At 56.3% G+C, this 17,321-nt stretch carries 10 protein-coding genes; 8 read left to right on the forward strand and 2 right to left on the reverse strand.

All coding sequences use genetic code 11. The features are described 5' to 3' along the window. The 3 genes from FH061_RS17780 (at nucleotide 1) to FH061_RS17790 (ending at nucleotide 4,126) form a co-directional block, all read left to right on the forward strand. Nucleotides 1–993 carry an aldo/keto reductase gene (locus tag FH061_RS17780; protein ID WP_151637176.1) on the forward strand — a complete coding sequence of 331 codons (993 nt, stop codon included), beginning with the start codon at nucleotides 1–3 and terminating at the stop codon, nucleotides 991–993. Between the two features lie 1,178 nt (nucleotides 994–2,171). Further along, complete coding sequence (locus FH061_RS17785) at nucleotides 2,172–2,636, forward strand: Rid family detoxifying hydrolase (RefSeq protein ID WP_151637177.1); 465 nt, start codon at nucleotides 2,172–2,174, stop codon at nucleotides 2,634–2,636. 26 nt (nucleotides 2,637–2,662) lie between these two features. Continuing rightward, nucleotides 2,663–4,126 carry an aminotransferase class V-fold PLP-dependent enzyme gene (locus tag FH061_RS17790; protein WP_151637178.1) on the forward strand — a complete coding sequence of 488 codons (1,464 nt, stop codon included), beginning with the start codon at nucleotides 2,663–2,665 and terminating at the stop codon, nucleotides 4,124–4,126. A 135-nt stretch (nucleotides 4,127–4,261) separates the two neighbouring features. On the opposite strand, the gene FH061_RS17795 is transcribed toward FH061_RS17790, so the two are convergent. Beyond that, nucleotides 4,262–5,188, reverse strand: coding sequence for a LysR substrate-binding domain-containing protein (locus FH061_RS17795; protein ID WP_151637179.1), 927 nt, complete (start codon nucleotides 5,186–5,188; stop codon nucleotides 4,262–4,264). A gap of 100 nt (nucleotides 5,189–5,288) precedes the next feature. Here FH061_RS17795 and FH061_RS17800 point away from each other — a divergent pair, with 100 nt between their 5' ends. The 5 genes from FH061_RS17800 to FH061_RS17820 all read left to right on the forward strand — a co-directional run bounded on the left by FH061_RS17800 (nucleotide 5,289) and on the right by FH061_RS17820 (nucleotide 16,731). Next, a complete protein-coding gene (locus tag FH061_RS17800) occupies nucleotides 5,289–6,269 on the forward strand; it encodes a tripartite tricarboxylate transporter substrate binding protein (RefSeq protein WP_151637180.1) in 981 nt (326 codons plus the stop codon). 20 nt (nucleotides 6,270–6,289) lie between these two features. Further along, nucleotides 6,290–7,705: a 3-isopropylmalate dehydratase large subunit gene (gene leuC / locus FH061_RS17805; RefSeq protein ID WP_151637181.1), complete on the forward strand. Its 1,416-nt coding sequence runs from the start codon at nucleotides 6,290–6,292 to the stop codon at nucleotides 7,703–7,705. Continuing rightward, nucleotides 7,698–8,357 carry a 3-isopropylmalate dehydratase small subunit gene (gene leuD, locus FH061_RS17810; protein ID WP_151637182.1) on the forward strand — a complete coding sequence of 220 codons (660 nt, stop codon included), beginning with the start codon at nucleotides 7,698–7,700 and terminating at the stop codon, nucleotides 8,355–8,357. Before leuC ends, leuD begins: the two co-directional genes overlap by 8 nt. A gap of 1,028 nt (nucleotides 8,358–9,385) precedes the next feature. Next, the gene (locus tag FH061_RS17815) at nucleotides 9,386–12,499 is read left to right on the forward strand and encodes a CHASE domain-containing protein (RefSeq protein ID WP_151637183.1); all 3,114 of its coding nucleotides are present in this window, start codon (nucleotides 9,386–9,388) and stop codon (nucleotides 12,497–12,499) included. A 1,049-nt stretch (nucleotides 12,500–13,548) separates the two neighbouring features. After that, nucleotides 13,549–16,731 (forward strand): PAS domain S-box protein, encoded by a 3,183-nt coding sequence (locus tag FH061_RS17820; RefSeq protein WP_151637184.1) that lies wholly within the window; start codon nucleotides 13,549–13,551, stop codon nucleotides 16,729–16,731. Between the two features lie 292 nt (nucleotides 16,732–17,023). Here FH061_RS17820 and FH061_RS17825 read toward each other — a convergent pair whose 3' ends face one another. Further along, the gene (locus FH061_RS17825; RefSeq protein WP_151637185.1) at nucleotides 17,024–17,239 is read right to left on the reverse strand and encodes a hypothetical protein; all 216 of its coding nucleotides are present in this window, start codon (nucleotides 17,237–17,239) and stop codon (nucleotides 17,024–17,026) included. Nucleotides 17,240–17,321 lie beyond the last annotated feature (82 nt).

Below are 17,321 nucleotides of genomic sequence, written 5' to 3' on the forward strand. Positions count from 1 at the left end.
ATGCAAACTACAAGACTCGGAGGCACCGGCCTGATGGTCTCGCGCCTTTGCCTCGGCACCATGACTTTCGGCCTGCAATCGGATGAAGCGGCCTCGCATGCCATTCTTGATCGCGCTGCCGAGGGCGGCGTCAACTTCATCGACACTGCCGACGTGTATCCGCTGGGCGGAGACACGGGCACCGCCGGCCGCACGGAAGAGATCGTCGGGCGCTGGCTCAAGGGCAGGCGCAGCCGTTTCATCCTCGCCACCAAGGCAGTCGGCAAGATGGGGCCGTCCCCCTGGGATCAGGGGGCTTCGCGCAAGCATCTGCTTGACGCCATCGACGCATCGCTGCAGCGGCTCGGCACTGATTATCTCGATCTCTACCAGCTGCATTCCGACGATCCGAATACGCCGCTCGATGAAACGCTGGAGGCGCTCGATACCATCGTGCGCTCCGGCAAGGCGCGTTATGTCGGCGTATCCAACTTCCTTGCATATCGCATCGCCCGCCTGCTCGGCCGGGCCGAAGCTCGCAACCTGACGCGAGTGGTTTCGATACAGCCCCGCTACAGCCTCCTGTTCCGCGAGATTGAACGGGAACTGCTGCCTTTGGCGCTGGAAGACCGGCTCGGGGTCATTCCCTACAACCCGCTCGCGGGAGGCCTGCTCACAGGCAAGCACAAGTACGGTACCGGACCTACCGCCGGCACGCGCTTCACGCTCGGCACCGCCGCCGAGCGCTACCAGGATCGCTACTGGCATGAACGGCAATTCACCACGGTGCAAGCGCTGAACGAAGCGGTCACGGAAACGGGCCTGTCGCTGACGACGGCATCGGTCGCATGGGTCCTTGCCAATCCTGCGGTCACTTCCGCCATCATCGGCGCCAGCCGTCCGGAGCAGCTTGCGGATACGCTCAACGCTGCCGAAGTGCGGCTCGACGCATCGCTCAAGCAGCGGCTGGACGAACTCACCATCGAGTACCGGCGCGGCGATGCGGCGCGCTGAGTATTGAGGACAACCGCGCTGCACATTCAACCGGCCTGCATGGAAGTGCGGTTGGATGTGCAGCAGCCGCAAGAAAATTTGCGGCATGTCGGGAACTATCTCAAGTTCCCCAATGGCGTTAATGCCGGAATAAGAAGCAGGCGCCGCAGGTGCACGAAATACAGGAACCTGCAGCTTACCTCCAACATCCCTCGGAGTGACGAACGGGAAGAATCATTTCAGCCTCATTCCCGCTTCGCCGTCGCTTGTCGCCAGGAAAGGCTTGATGTCTCCGCACCGGCAACGTTGTCCTTATCAGAGCGTTTTCCCTGACCTGACGGCGGCAATCTGTCCGGAATCGGCAGGCAAGTCAGGATGAAAACGCTCTAAAGGGAACCGCAGTCCATGCAAAGCCGAAAAACTTGATGGAAGGCAGCCGAACTTGGACCAAATGGTAAGACAGGAAGGCCAGCAGGCCAATGTGACGGCAGGCCAACGTACTTGGCTTGAAAAGGTCGTTTCCACAATAATTAATTTAAGGAAATCTTCCAATTTTTAACATTGTTTAATCGGTGTCTTATTAACTAAGATTGGCGGCACATTTCCATATTTTCCCTTGAAGTCATCGGTATCGAATCCAGCTTTAACGACATCCTCGCTCCAGCCTCTTTCCACCACCGGTTTGCGATCGAGTTGGCTGCAGCAGCCCACTCCAAGGTTTGCGAAACCCTGCCTGCTCCTTGCCTGTGGAAGAAGCGGGTATGTCTGATCGGAGAACTGCCTTAAACGCTCCACCTCCTGAGGTAGCCAGTTTCCATCGCTTGCGAGTTTTTTGTAAAAGCTAGTTGGCATGCATATGAAACCGCTTTGCGCATGCTATGAAGGCCTGCATGAAGACACACGGAAATTGTGCGAATGCGAAAAAGTCCATTCATCTTACTAAGCAGCTCACCCATCTTTAAGTTGCCGCAGTTTTTAACATTAATCAATTCAGTAACAATGACAGAGACTAATGTACAAAGTTAAGGATGCGGAGAATTTCAACGCGGCGAACATGCATCGTTGTTTGCACCCTCCCTCCTTCGCCACATTTCTTAAGCCATTCTTAAAAGGAGACGAATCGATCTAGCCAATCGGATCCCAGGACCCAGCCACGCCTGAAGGGAATCATCCTTCCAATAATATAAGGAGACATTCTGATGGGTAATAAAAGAGCGGTGTTCCGTGTTGTAGCCATTTCCGCGGCAATTGCATTGACCGGTTGTGCAATGCCCGCAAAGAACTCCAAGCAAATCCTTTCTACCGACAAGATCTATCCCGCCATCGGGCCTTACTCCCAGATGACATCGCATGGGGGATTGATCTTTCTTTCCGGCGTCATACCACTGAACAAGGCCGGCAATGCCGTGCAGGGAACCACCGTCGAAGAACAGACGCGCCTGGTACTCGACTATATCGGCGAAAAGCTGAAATCCCAGGGCCTGTCCTACGACGATGTATTGATGAGCACCGTGTACATGAAAAATCTGAATGACTTCGCAGTGATGAACAAGATCTACGGGGAGTACTTCAAGACGAACCCACCAGCCCGGGCGACTGTCGAGGTCGCCCGCCTTCCGCGTGATGTGCTGATAGAAATCGCAGTTGTTGCTGGCCGCCGTTAAACACAACGAATGCAGGAGACAGAACCATGAGCAAAGATGTAGGCAATGAAGATTTGGGAAACAGGATTGCCCAGTTCTCTCAAGAGGAGACACGGCATTGGACGCCCAACAGGCGCGACTTCCTGCGCATGCTCGGAGCCGGCGCGGCTGTCGCCGCAGCCAGTCCGCTGAGCGCGTTCGCAAACAGCACCTCCGCCAGCGCTCTCCGCAGCAGGCTGCTGCAGGATGACCGGTTCTGGGCCAGCATCAACAGCATGTTCGTGCTCGATCCCGGCAGAACATTCATGAACATCGGCACCGCCGGTTCGATGCCGAAAATTTCGCTCGATGTCTTCGACGAGGAAAACCGGACGAAAGCCAGGAATTCGGGCAGCGGATACACTAACCTGCTCGCCGAACGGACCAAGGTTGCACCGGGCTTCGGTGTTGATCCGGACGAGCTGGCATTCTCGGCAAATACTTCATCGGGCATGTGCCACGCGATTCTCGGACTCGACTGGAAGGCCGGCGACGTGGTGGTCACCACCAACCATGAACATCCGGGCGGCGACGTGCCGCTGCAGATCGCCGTGCACCGCTACGGCATCGAGGTTTCGCGCGTGGCGCTGCCGGTGGGCAACGACCAGAATGCCGAGACTTACGTCAATCTGTTCGAACAGCGCATCAGGGAACTGAGAGCCGGCGGCAAGCGGGTGCGCGCCATGATGTGGTCTTCGCCGACGTACAAGACCGGTACCATGTTGCCGATTGCCGAATTGATGGAGGTGGCGAAGCGGAATGAACTGATCAGCATCGTCGACGGTGCGCACCTGCCCGGCATGATGGCCTATGATTATGCCCGCCTGGGCATGGACTTCATGTCGGGGGCAGGGCACAAATGGCAGTGCGGTCCCGGCTCGACCGGCATCCTGATTGTGCGAAACAAGATCCGCGGGTCCAATCCGCTGCCGCTGCCGAAGTGGTATCCGATTCACACGAGCAGCTATCCGACCACGCCGCCGGTTCGCACCACGACCGGTACGGCAACCTACGATATCGGCAGCATCATCACCAGTTGCGGCAGCCTGCACACCCCGATGTTCTCGGCGCTGGTAAAGGCTTGCGAACTGTGGGACCAGATCGGACGCAAGAAGATCGAAACCTACGATCTGACGCTCAGCCAGTATCTGAAGGAAAAGATCGCCGAACGCTGGGGCGTGGAGCGGCTTTATTCGCCGAAGGATGACCCGAGGCTGGTATCGGCCATCACATCGTTCAATCCCTTCCACAACACGGCCGATGTGCTGAACTCGACCAAATCCGGCACCTTCGTTTCCAGGATGCTGTCGGACTACAACCGGGGCTTCGTCATCCGCAACGTCAATGTCCCGGTGATCGGTGCGCCCTCGGACCACTGGCCGGTGCGAATTTCGACGCATCTCTGGCATAACGCATCGGATATCGACCGGCTGGTCGATGCCATGTGGGATCTGTCGAAGAAGCTGGGCTGACGCACAAGGCCTTCGGCGGGCGCCGCGCAGGAATACGCGGCCCCGCTGAGCTTCAACCGGAGAGCATGCCGTGAGAATCATTCGCGGCATGCGGCGGCTATCGCGGCCATGCCGGAAGTCATGGTCGCTACAGCGTCACCACACGACCTGGTTTTTCCCGCGTCCGTCGTCTCGATATCCGGCAAAGGACTCGAGCATGAAGTCAACGAACGCCCGCGTTTTGGCGGACAGGTTATGTTTTGTCGGATAGACGATATAAATATCCGCCGGCGGCAAGTCCCAGTCCTCCAGAATCTTCTTCATTCTTCCCGATCGCAGATAGGCTGACACATCCCATTCCGAGCGGATGACAATTCCGTGTCCTTCAAGCGCCCAGCCGAGTGCGCTTTCGCCGTCATTCGTGTTCAATTGGCCGCGGACCTTGACCGTCTCCTGCCTGCCCTTGCAGTTGAAGTGCCATGTTCCATACGTCTCGTCACTCTCGCGCAGAAAAATGCATTCATGCTTGGACAACTCCCTTGGATGGAGAGGCATGCCCCGCTGTCCGAGGTAGGACGGGGAGGCGCAGATGAAGCGGCGGTTGCTCGCCAATTTTCGCGCGGTCATCCTCGTGTCCGGCAGCTCGCCGAACCGGATGCCGATGTCGAAGCCATGCTCCGCCAGATTGACAGGCCGGTCGCTCAGGTGCATCTGCACTTCCACGTCCGGAAATTTGCGGGCAAACGCCGAAATCACCGGCATGAGATGGCGGCGCCCGAAGCCTAAGGTCGCGCTGACCTTCAGCAGGCCCTTGGGCGTATCCGCTCTGCCGGTAATTCTCTGCTCGAGCGCATCCAGATCCGAGATGATTCTCTGCCCCTCCGCCAGGTAAAGCTCTCCTTCCGGAGTCAGGCTGATACGGCGGGTGGTTCGGTTCAGCAGGCGCACACGCAGCCGCGATTCAAGCCCGGCCAGCCGTTTGCTGATGGAGGGCGGGGTGACGCCGAGTTCCTGCGCCGCCGCGGCGAGGCTGCCCGACCGAATCAGCAAGGAGAAAAAACTCAAGTCAGTCAGGCGGTCCATTCATTCCTTGGGCGACATAATGAATTGTGTGTGGAGAAATTATACGGCTCCGAACCACGAATAGTATACGGCCATTAACTATTCATTCATCGGAGACACCATGAATACCCGCCGCAAAACACTGATCGCCCTTGCGCTTCCTGTAATGGCAATGGCTACGGCTACGTCCAGCGTCCATGCAGACAATTACCCGACGCGCCCCGTCAGGCTGGTCGTTCCGTATGCTCCCGGCGGCAGCGCAGACATCGTGGCGCGCCGCATTTCCGAAGAATGGTCGAAACAGCTCGGCGGCTCCATCTATGTCGAGAACAAGGCGGGCGCCGGTGGGAATATCGGTGTCAACGACGTCGCCAAGTCTGCGCCCGACGGTTACTCCGTCGGCCTGCAGACGGTCTCGCTGGCAATCAATCCTTCCATTTTCAGGAAGATGCCCTACGACACGCTGAAAGAGATTGCTCCCGTCGGCATGGTGGCCACATCCCAGCATGTTCTGATCGTCAACAACGGCTTCCCTGCGAAGACCACCGCGGAACTCGTCGCAGCCGCCAAGGCCGCCCCCGGGAAATTCAACTACGGATCGGCAGGCAGCGGCAGCACCTTCCACATGTCGGCGGAACTCTTCAAGACGGCTGCCGGCGTGGATATCACGCATATTCCCTACAAGGGAGGCGGCCCGGCGCTGATCGATACCATTGCGGGCCAGGTCGACATGAGCTTCCCGGTGCTGTCGGCGGCTCAACCGCATATCCAGGCTGGCAAGGTGCGCGCATTGGGTGTGACCGGTCCGAAGCGGTCGAGCCTGATGCCGAACGTTCCCACGCTGGCCGAGTCGGGTGTGCCGGGTTATCACTTCGAAACCTGGTTCATTGCCTTCGTACCGGCGGGCACCCCCAAGGACGTCGTCGAAAAACTGAACGCGACCCTGAACAAGACACTGGCCAGCCCGACGCTCAAGGAGCGCATGGTGAAGGAAGGATTCGATCCCACGCCATCGACGCCGCAGCAGGCCCAGGACAAGCTGAAGACCGAAATGGATTCATGGGCAAAGCTGGTGAAAGCGCGCGGCATCACGGCGGAATAGCAATCAGGAGTCATTGAAACATGGGCAAAACCTTATACCGGAAGCTGGTCGATTCCCACACCGTTGCCACGCTCGACGCCGACAACGTGCTGCTCTTTGCGGACCTGCACTTGATGAACGAGTACACCAGTCCGCAAGCTTTCGCGGGATTGGACGAGCGCGGATTGATGACATTGATGCCGGGCCAGAACGTCTCGACGGTGAGTCATATCATCCCGACCAGGCCAGAGGCCATCAGGATCATCGCCGACGGGCCATCGGCATTGCAGGCCACTAATCTCAAGCGGAATTGCGATCGTCATGGCATTCCGCTGTTCGATACCAACGACGCCTTGCAGGGTATCGAGCATGTCATCGCGCCCGAGCATGGCATGGTCCGTCCCGGCATGGTGATCATCTGCGGCGACAGCCATACGACGACCTACGGTGCGCTGGGCGCACTCGGCTTCGGAATCGGGACGACGGAAGTCGAGCACGTCCTGGCGACGCAAACCCTGGTGTACCGCCTTGCCGGCAACATGCGCATCCGTCTCGATGGCGAGATTCCCGTCGGTACGACCGCCAAGGACATCATCCTGATGATCATCAGCCGCATCAGTGCCCAGGGCGCGCGCGGCTATGTGGTGGAATATACCGGCTCCGCACTGAAAGGCTTGAGCACCGAAGCGAGATTCACCTTGTGCAACATGACAGTCGAGGCGGGCGCAAGGGGAGCGCTGATCGCTCCCGATGACATCACCGCGCAGTATGTCCTGGAGAGGTGTCCCGACATTGCAGAAAACCCCGACTGGCTTGAACGGGCACGGGAACACTGGAGCACGCTCTATTCCGATGTCGATGCCGTCTTCGACGCAGAACACGATTTTGATGTATCCGCGGTCGAACCCTACATCACCTGGGGAACCAGTCCGGACCAGGCGATCGCGATTTCCGGGCGCACGCCGGTTGTCGCCGGCGACGACATCAAGGCGCAAAGCGACGAGCGGGCGCTGCGTTACACGATGCTTGCTCCCGATACGGCCATTGACGGCGTCAGGATCGATCATGTCTTCATCGGCTCCTGCACCAATGGCCGTATCGAAGACCTGAGAGCGGTGGTGGAAGTGGTCGGCGACAGAAAAGTGGCCGATGGCGTGAGGGCCATGGTGGTGCCGGGATCCGGCGCGGTGCGCGAACAGGCAGAACGGGAAGGCATCGCGGACAAACTGATTGCCGCAGGTTTCGAATGGCGCAAGCCGGGATGTTCAATGTGTCTGGCGATGAATGATGATGTACTGGCGCCGGGAGTGCGCTGCGCTTCGACCACCAACCGCAATTTCGAAGGCAGGCAGGGGCGTGGCGCCATCACGCATCTGATGAGCCCGGCGATGGCGGCCGCGGCCGCGGTCACAGGAAAAATTACCGATTACAGAAAGCTGGTAGCCAGTCATGAATAAGAACGCGATCATTGAAGGCATCGCAGCGCCCCTCCCCATTGCGAATCTCGACACGGACCAGATCATGCCCAAGCAGTTCCTGCGCGGCATCGACAAGGCAGGCCTGGCCAGGGGGCTGTTATACGACATGCGGTTCGATGAGCAGGGCAGGCCGCGAGAGGAATTCGTCCTGAACCAGCCGAAGCATGCCAATGCATCGATGCTTCTCGGCGGGTCCAATTTCGGCTGCGGCTCCAGCCGCGAGCATGCGGTATGGGGGCTTCAGCAGTCGGGAATAAAAGCCGTCGTGGCCTCCAGTTTTGCGGAGATCTTCTACTCCAACGCCATGAACAACGGCCTGATGCTGGCGACCGTATCCGAAGAAGACATGAAGCGGCTCTTCAAGGAAGAGTCTTCATCGTCCGCGCCGCTGCGGCTGCGAATCGATGTCGAGAACCTGCAGGTCATCAGCTCGACGGGTTCGGCCAGGTTCATGCTCAGCGACCGCCACCGCAACATGTTTCTCCATGGCCTGGACATGCTTGGCGCATCGCTTCTGCACAAGGCGGAGATTGAAGCATTTGCAGAGCGCTGGTACGGCAATCATCCCTGGCTGAAAAACGTGGCGGCGCTCGCGCGGGACAGGCTGAATCGGCAATCCGGCACGCAGTAGCCACGTGCCTGCATGGAGCAAGCCACGCCGCCTGGCGTGGCTTCCTGTCACTTTCACCTCGGGACAGGAATTGCTCGCAACTTATTCGCGTTTATGACAGATAGCGCGTCACATCACATCGCCCCCTGACGCGCTTCATGAGCGCAGCTCCGGGTGCTCCGGAAACCCTTCACACCCTGCGCCGCCCAATCAGTATTAGCGCCTGAGCTTCTTCCCCTCCGCTTGCGCTGGACAGGTGCGATAGACGCAGGAATATCCCTTGTTCCCCTGTGCGCCGGATGGCAGAGCACGCGCGACCTCATGTACCATCTCGCTCAGCGAACATGGAACTGTCCGGTCCGCGAGCTATGAGTCTTGCTCTTCACGCAAGGTCGCAGCCGGTGCCGCGCGCTTGGCGGTGGAGCCGAAGCAGCACTTGGCCAAAGGACACAGGGGAAACTAGACTGTTTTGGTCCTGACTGGACTCGGCTGAGTTTGATAAGCTGCTGCGCGATCCGGATTGGCGCCTGCGGGCCACGGCAAGGAAACACAACGCAGTGCCGCTGGCAAATCTTCCGGGATCGTCAGTCTGGTCAGGAAGAAAGCGCTCCAGTTATCCAGGATGATTCCCGTTGTTGAAATTCCAGGTGTTCCGGCGCATTGATGGTCACGTGAAAAATCTTTCAGATTTAATGAATTGCAGCAAGGGCTAATGAGGCATTGGAGTTGCATCCAGAATTAGTATCCTTTCACCAGATTGATCGTAACGCTTCGGGCACAATCCCATAGCGCTTTCTGTCCTACCCGGTGGTACAAGTTGATAATTTGCCGGGCGGATAGTAGACAGGAATCTCGCCGATACCGCGCCAACCGTGCGCACAAGGCCCCGCTGTCCTGCTCTGCTTTCTTCCTTGTCTCGGTATGATTTCGATATATTTCATTCTATATATTTCCAACGCATATCATCAGACTAAGCTTCTTCAATTTTCAACCCACTTTATTTCCCGTCCGACTTTTTACTTGCTGCACCGCGCTGCCAACAAACAACTATGGAAACTCGTGACGCCGCTCAAGGAAATGCTTTGAGTTCGCCCCATCTGATGTCGTCCACGCCGCGTAGATGGTCGATATCGGCCGAACTGCTCGCCATACTTATTTTTCTTCTCGGACTTTCCACGACAGCTGCCCTATGGAAGAACGCACAGGATGATGCGCGCAGCGTGCTGCGAACGGAATTTGATTTCCAGGTTCGCCAGACAGCCAGAGGCATTGAGGAACGCATGGCTACCTATGAGCAGGTGCAGCGTGGTGCCCAAGCCTTTCTGCTCGGTACTTCAGATATCCAGCGTGAGGACTTCCGGCTGTACGTTGAGTCACTGCAGCTGCAAAAAACTTATCCTGGCATTCAGGGAATAGCTATATCGCAAGTGGTGCCACGCTCCCAAAGGCAATCGCATGAGGAACTCGTTCGTGCCGAAGGCTTTCCGAATTACAAGATTTTTCCCGATGGCGTACGTCCTGTTTATTCCGCAATTTCGCACATAGAGCCGTTTACCGGACTGAATCTCCGCGCACACGGGTTTGACATGATGACTGACCCCGTGCGCAGGGAGGCAATGGAACGCGCCCGGGACACCGGTCAAGCTGCAGCATCCGGAAAAGTCAAACTTATCCAGGAGAACGGCATCGACGAGCAATTTGGGCTGGTCATGTACTTTCCGGTTTACCGGCGTGGTGCAACGCTTGAATCTGTCGAAGACAGGCGTGCAAGCATGTTTGCATGGATCGGTGCGCCTTTCCGAATGAACGACTTGATGGCTGGTTTGGGCGGGGAGCGCTCACGCGACATCACTCTTTCCATCTATGATGGAAACGAGGTCTCCGAGAAATCGACATTGTTCCATTCGCTTTCCCACCCCGATAATTCGGGACATCATGAATCCATCTTCCACGCGGAGCGGCGAATCCTGGTCGGCGGCCGTCCGTGGACGCTTTACATGAGGTCTAGCCCCTCGTTTGAAAAGCGGCTTGAGACGAACACGCCGACCATCACTGCACTAGGGGGCATAGTCACCAGCGCGATGTTATCCGTGCTGGTCTGGGCTTTGGCAACCGGACGCCGCCGTGCGATGTCCCTGGCCAAGGTGATGACCCATCATCTACGGGAAAGCGAGTTTCGCTGGAAGTATGCGCTCGAAGGCGCTGGTGACGGCGTATGGGATCTTGATGTGGAAACCGGCGAAATGGACTACTCGAAGCGCTGGAAAGAAATGCTGGGATATTCGGACGCAGACATAGGGAGCCGGCTATCCGAATGGGAGCGACTGATTCATCCCGACGACAGAGAGCAAGCGATGGCAGTTGCTACCCGATTCCTCGACGGCATTGAAGAAACCTATTCCAATGAGTTTCGGATGCGGTGCAAAGACGGCAGCTGGAAATGGATGCTGGCCCGAGGTACCGCAGTGAGACGGACTGAGGACGGCAAGGTAATTCGCGCGATCGGCACTCATGCCGACGTCACGCGGCAAAAGCAATATGAAGCCGCGCTGAGGGCGTCAAACGATAAGCTCGCGATGGAGCAGCGCCGCATCCAGGTGATTCTCGAAAATTCTCACGATGCCTTCGTTGCGCTGGATGCCTCCGGCCGTGTAACGGATTGGAATGCAAGGGCTGAAAAGATTTTCGGCTGGACTGCCCAGGAAGTCATTGGCGCTACCTTGTCAGAATTCATCGTCCCGCCGGACGACAAAGAAGCTCACCGAATTGCAACGGCAATTTTTGCGCCGGACGAAATTGCAAGCGCCATCGGCCAGGTGATTGAAATGAATGCCATTGATAAGTATGGCAATACAATTCCGGTGGAGTTGGCGGTCGCCGGCATCCCTCAGGACGTTGGATATGCCGTCAGTGCATTCATACGGGATGTCAGGGAGCGAAAAGAGGCCGAGAGGATTCAAGCCGAACGAGCGCAAGCACTTGAAGAGGCAAGGACGGCGTTACAACATGCACAGAAACTGGAAGCTGTTGGCAAGCTTACAGGTGGCGTGGCACATGATTTCAATAACGTGCTTCAAACCATCGGCGGCAATATCGAGCTGCTGAAACACGTTATTGCCAATCAGCCTGTGTTGGAGACTCGGCTGACCAACATGATGTCGGCAGTGGACCGCGGTGCCAAGTTATCGGCTCAGCTGCTGGCATTCGCCAGGCGTCAGCCATTGCAACCTGTCGTACTAAACCCGCTGCGAGTGATTCAGTCGATGGACGATCTATTGCAGCGGGCACTGGGTGAGTCGATCGAGTTTGAAACAAGGGCCTGCGGAGAACCATGGAACATTCTTGTGGACAGGGGGCAGCTGGAAAATGTTGTCCTCAACCTTGCGATCAATGCGCGCGATGCAATGCCGGATGGTGGAAGCTTGCAGATCGAACTCGAAAACGTTTCCAACCTGGGAAATGAATCGTCAGGGCCGGGACGCGCACCGCAGGGCGAATACGTCCTGATATCACTTGCGGACACTGGCACTGGCATGGCTCCCGAAGTTGCGGAGCAGGCTTTCGAACCGTTCTTTACCACCAAACCGGTTGGGGAAGGCACTGGTCTTGGCTTAAGCATGGCCTACGGTTTTGTCACTCAGAGCGGGGGACATATCCAGCTTGACAGTGAAGTTGGCCGCGGCACCACCATCGCGATATATCTCCCGCGGTCATTGCAGCCAGAGGACGTGGAGATATTATCCGACCAGGAGATTCCAGTCGGAGGCAACGAAACCGTATTGGTCGTCGAGGACGATTCGGAAGTGCGGTCGACGGTCGTCGCCATGCTCGGCAGACTCGGCTACCGTGTCATAGAAGCCCATGATGGGCAATCCGGTCTGGATGTATTGAGAAAGGATCGCCATGTCGACCTGCTGTTTACCGATGTCGTCATGCCAGGTCCGGTATCCAGCATTCAGCTTGCACGAGAAGCGGGCCAGCTCGTACCTGGCGTGGGTATTCTTTTCACGTCAGGCTATACGCGCAATGCCCTGATAAGCGGTGGCCGGCTGGAAAAAGGCGTGCAGCTCTTGAGCAAACCGTACAACGAAGACCAATTGTCGCGAAAGATCCGAATGGTTCTTGGATCGCGAAGGCAGCTTGAGCCGGCAACGCAAAAATAGAAACGTTGGAGATTTGCCTCCGTGCCGCAGGACTCGGCTACTCTGTCTGTAGATGCGGATGGGCATGGTACGGAGGGAGTTTGCCGACTGCCATATTGTGAGCCTATCCATCGCCATGTGTTCGGCAGACTGCCATGGCTTATGTCCATGGTTAATCGGCTTCACCGCTTCGTTGGTGGTGTTGGCTAGACGGAACGGTTCTCATCGCAGCCATGGCCGCGTTGGAAAATGAAAGCATCAAGGATAGGATTGCGATATGCGGAGCCACGGTATCGCGATGTCGCTGACGCCGCTGACGTCATTGTGATTAGAATTTCCCGGTTCCCGTTTCCCGTTTCCGGTTTTATCAGAGCGTTGACCGCCGATAGAAATGGAAACCCCGTGTGCCTGCAGGTCTCCAATTGTTGGGCACTTCAATCATTTGTTGGAAGCAGAGGTGACGCGTTCACACACTCCGTCATCAGGGAGCGTGACTTCTGAATGCCATATTCTGAATGCCATAGATACCTCGCATCAAATGTGCGCCCTGGCAGCCGGATGAGGGCAAGTGCGTGTTGCTACTGGTTTTCAGACGGACTAGCTGATGCGCGGCGGATTCTTTGCTCATGCGACTCTTCCAACGCATGGGTTATGAATACCGACGCAGTCTCCATCATCTTTGAATGTTGGCAATGGGGACAAGTAATTGCGCCTGATTCCAGTGGCGCATCCGCTTTTGCAGCGAACTCGTTAACCTGAAACGGACGGCAACAGGTCGAATTGGAGCAGACTGCGATTTTCATGTGTTTCAGGCAGTAAAAAGTTAAGCAGCGGCAATTTCATTAAAGCTGATCGTGTGATATTTCTGCGGAAGTCAGCGGGTCGATATGCATACCTCCGTATCTAATATCTCTTATGCAACATGGTATGAAAAAATCCCGGGCTCCGTCTTTAGAGAAATCAAGGTTGAACTATGTTGCCTTTTTACCACCTGAGATAAGTGAAGAAATGCGCTTTGAAGAACTTCCAGCGGGAAACTGAGTATTGAAATCGGAGCTTCGTTCAGCACCATGGAACATCAAGACTCCTCCAAAGCAGGCCGGACGCTTGCTGCATTCCGGAATACTGGCGATTACGCTTACATCCTGATGGATGTGGCAGGAGTAATTACGGACTGGAATCCCGCCGCCCGCGAGCTGTTGGGCTGGGCGGAGGATGAGGCAATCGGGCAGAGGATCGACATTATTTTTGCCCGGGAAGATATTGCATCGGGAAGTCCGGAAAAAGAAAGGGCTCTGGCACTCAAACATGGAGTTGCGGCTGACGAGAGATGGCATGTTCGACGCGATGGTTCTTCCTTCTGGGCGATCGGGCAGATTACCGCCATTTTCGAAAGGCATGAACATATCGGGTTTGCCAAGATCCTTCGGGACAGGACCAGAGAGCGAATGACGGAAGAGCGCCTGAGGATAGCTCAGCATGCGGGTGGGCTGGGTACCTTTGAATACTATCCCGATAGTGGCGTGGTCAGTACATCGCAGCAGTTTTGCCGTCTATGGAATCTGCCCGAGCAGGACCAATACTCGATTTCTTATCTGGCCCAGTTCCTGCACCCTGAAGACAGGGAGCCGTTCTTCTCTCTCCGCGATGAGGCGGCGGAATGCAGGCTGCTTCGCCCGAAAGACGGTTCTTTCCGATGGATAGCACGGCGCGGACAGGCATTGAAAAGCGACGCGAAACATCCGCCACGTTTTGCGGGCGTTTGCTACGACATTCATGATTTGAAGCAGTCGGAATATGAGCTTCGAGAAATGAATTCTCGCCTTCAGTCCAGGGAAACGCGCTTTCGTCAACTCGCCGAGTTTGCTCCGGGAGTTACCTGGCTTAGCGACCCCGGCGGTAATCTGACCTACCTTAACAGTCAATGGCACAAGTACTCCGGCCAAACTATCGAGCAAGCCTTGCAGGACGGATGGGCTACGGCACTGCATCCGCAGGATAAATCCAGCGTATTGACCGCATGGAACGATGCATTGCAACGAGGGAATCACTATGAAGTAGAAGCGCGGTTTCGCCGAAAGGATGGCGTTTACCGCTGGTATCTGATACGAGCGGAGTCATTTTTCAATCCAGACGGCTCGGTTGCAGGCTGGTTCGGCAGCAGCGTAGACATCCATGAGAGGATGCTTGCCGAAGCTACGCTGCGTCTCAAGGAAAAGCGGCAAAACATTCTTCTGTCCTTTGACGAGTCAATACGGGGGCATACGGCGCCTGCGACTATCAAGCAGGCATGCTGCCAATTTTTAGTGGACTGCCTGGATGTCGAGTTGGCCGGTTATGGAGATGTGGACCAAGAGGATGGCAGTGCCTTGCTTGACGTATGGCTGCGGAATGCGCAGGCTCTCCGGCAGGGAAAGGTCAGTGCCGAGCTGCTTGTGCCGAACGGTCTAGCAGGCCTAAGCAGGGGGCGGACTTATACCCTGGAACGCCATTCGCCGTCACTGGACGCCATGGCATCTGAAGATAATTTCTTGACAGCGCTGGCAAGAGCACCAGCGCGCGTAGTTGTGCCATTCGTTGAGAATGATATTGTTCATTCGTTGCTGTTCGTCGGAGACGTTCATCGCTCATGGGAGACTGACGACATAGCGTTGATTGAAGAGCTTGCACGCAAAACCTGCATGGCGTTGCAGAAGGCCATCGCGGCGAGGGAATTGGAGCGGCGGGTCGAGGCTCTGGCCATGGAGCGGGATCAAATCTGGCGAATGACCCCGGACCTGCTTGTTGTGCTGGATATGCAGGGGCATGTGTTGAATGCCAATCCGGCGGTCACCAGCATCCTTGGATGGTCGACCGAAGAGTTTATCCAGCGAGAATTGAACGAGCTTGTCCATCCCGATGATTTGGCTCGTACCTACGAAGAAATAGGGCGCCACAGTGAACCCGGCTATCGAACCCAGATGTTTCAGATCCGATGTGTCCATAAGTCTGGAGGATATCGGTGGCTTTCATGGACCGCATCCTCTGAACAACAACGCGTGTTTGCCAATGCACGCGACATAACGGACCTTAAAGCGCAGACGGAGGCCCTTCAGCATGCGGAAGAAGTGATACGCCAATCCCAGAAGATGGAGGCAGTCGGGCGCCTCACTGGCGGCATTGCACATGACTTCAACAACCATTTGCAAGGTATCAGAGGCTCTCTTGAACTGATAAGGCATTTTATGCAAGTGGGACGGACAGGTGTTATAGAAAGGTACGTCGAACTGGCCACGACGGCCACTGAGAAAGCTGCGGCATTGACACAGCGCTTGCTTGCCTTTTCGCGCCGTCAACCACTTTCTCCACAACCTATTGATGTAAACAGGCTTGTCTCGTCTCTGGAAGACTTGTTGCAAAGGACCATGGGCAACTCGATACAAGTCATCGTTGCGGAAGATGCAGAGAAATGCATGGCGCTGGCAGACGGCAATCAGCTTGAAAACGCTATCCTCAATTTGGCGATCAATGCGAGGGATGCGATGCCACATGGCGGCACCTTGCATATCAAGACCCGGAAATTATCTTTCGACGCAGCGCATCCCAGTCCCCACTCATTCATCGCTCCTGGCAAATATGTGGTGACGTCGGTTACTGACGATGGAACCGGAATGTCGGATGAGGTACTGGCTCACGTGTTCGAACCGTTCTTTACCACCAAGCCGATGGGACAAGGCACCGGCTTGGGTCTTTCCATGGTGTACGGGTTCGCAAAGCAGTCAAACGGCGCGGTCACTGTGGAAAGCGAGCCGGGCATTGGTACGACCGTAAAGTTGTTCCTCCCTTTCTACGACGGCAAGAGAGATGAGGAAGGAGATGAGGGCAATAAACCGTCGTTCGTCGATGCCAAAGTAGAAAAGACGATTGTCGTCATCGAAGATGACGCAGTGGTGAGGGATGTGATATGTGAAGCGCTAAACGAGCTGAATTATCATGTTTTGGCCGGTACGACGGGCGCAGACGGCTTGGAACTGCTGGATGCGGCTGGCCATGTCGACCTTTTAATTACGGATGTCGTGCTTCCCGATATCACAGGCATCGATCTGGTCGGGTCGGTGAGGGGCGTGCGGCCGAACCTGAAAGTGCTGTTCATGACAGGATATGCCGAGTTCGCCGCAAACAAGTCTGGTTTCCTCGAAGAGGGGCAAGAGCTCCTTACCAAGCCATTCACCCTCCAGGACCTCAGCCTGAAGATACAAAATATGTTGGGCTAGAGCGTTTTCGCCCTGACCGGCCTAGTCGGAGCCGAGGCAGATTGCCGCTGGAACAAGGCGTGACGACGTGCCATGGCCAGCCATGGCAAGGAGTCACAACGCAGTGCCAGTAGCAATCTGTGCGGGATCGACAGGCAGGTCAGGGTGAAAACGCTCTAGGGCCTGTTCCATTGAGCGCATGCCCATCGGCGATCATGAGTTCCGAGATTTAACGTGGAAAGCGTCGCGTGGCATTTCGTGGCGTTAAGCGAATTCCGCTGCTGCCAGCATTCGCGGCATGACTTAAGGAGGCTTACGCGACTTTCTTTTCCAGGAAATCAATCTCGTACTCTTCAGCGCGCAAGGGATCCGCAAGGTAGATGTGTGTGCGGCTGGCCGTTGAAACGCTCTTGCAGTGAGGGCAAATCACCTGACCTGGCACACAGGTAAGGGCAGGGTGGGCTTCATAAGCGGATACGAGAAATTGGCGGCGGCAGCTCCGATTTTGGCACTTTTTTACGGTTTTCATTGCGTTTTGCCGGCTGATAGGTAATCACATGATCTTTATGGTGTTCCAATAATACAAACTCCACGGGCAAAAATGTTGACTG

This window comes from Noviherbaspirillum aerium, from assembly GCF_008929045.1.
Lineage (GTDB): Bacteria > Pseudomonadota > Gammaproteobacteria > Burkholderiales > Burkholderiaceae_D > Noviherbaspirillum > Noviherbaspirillum aerium.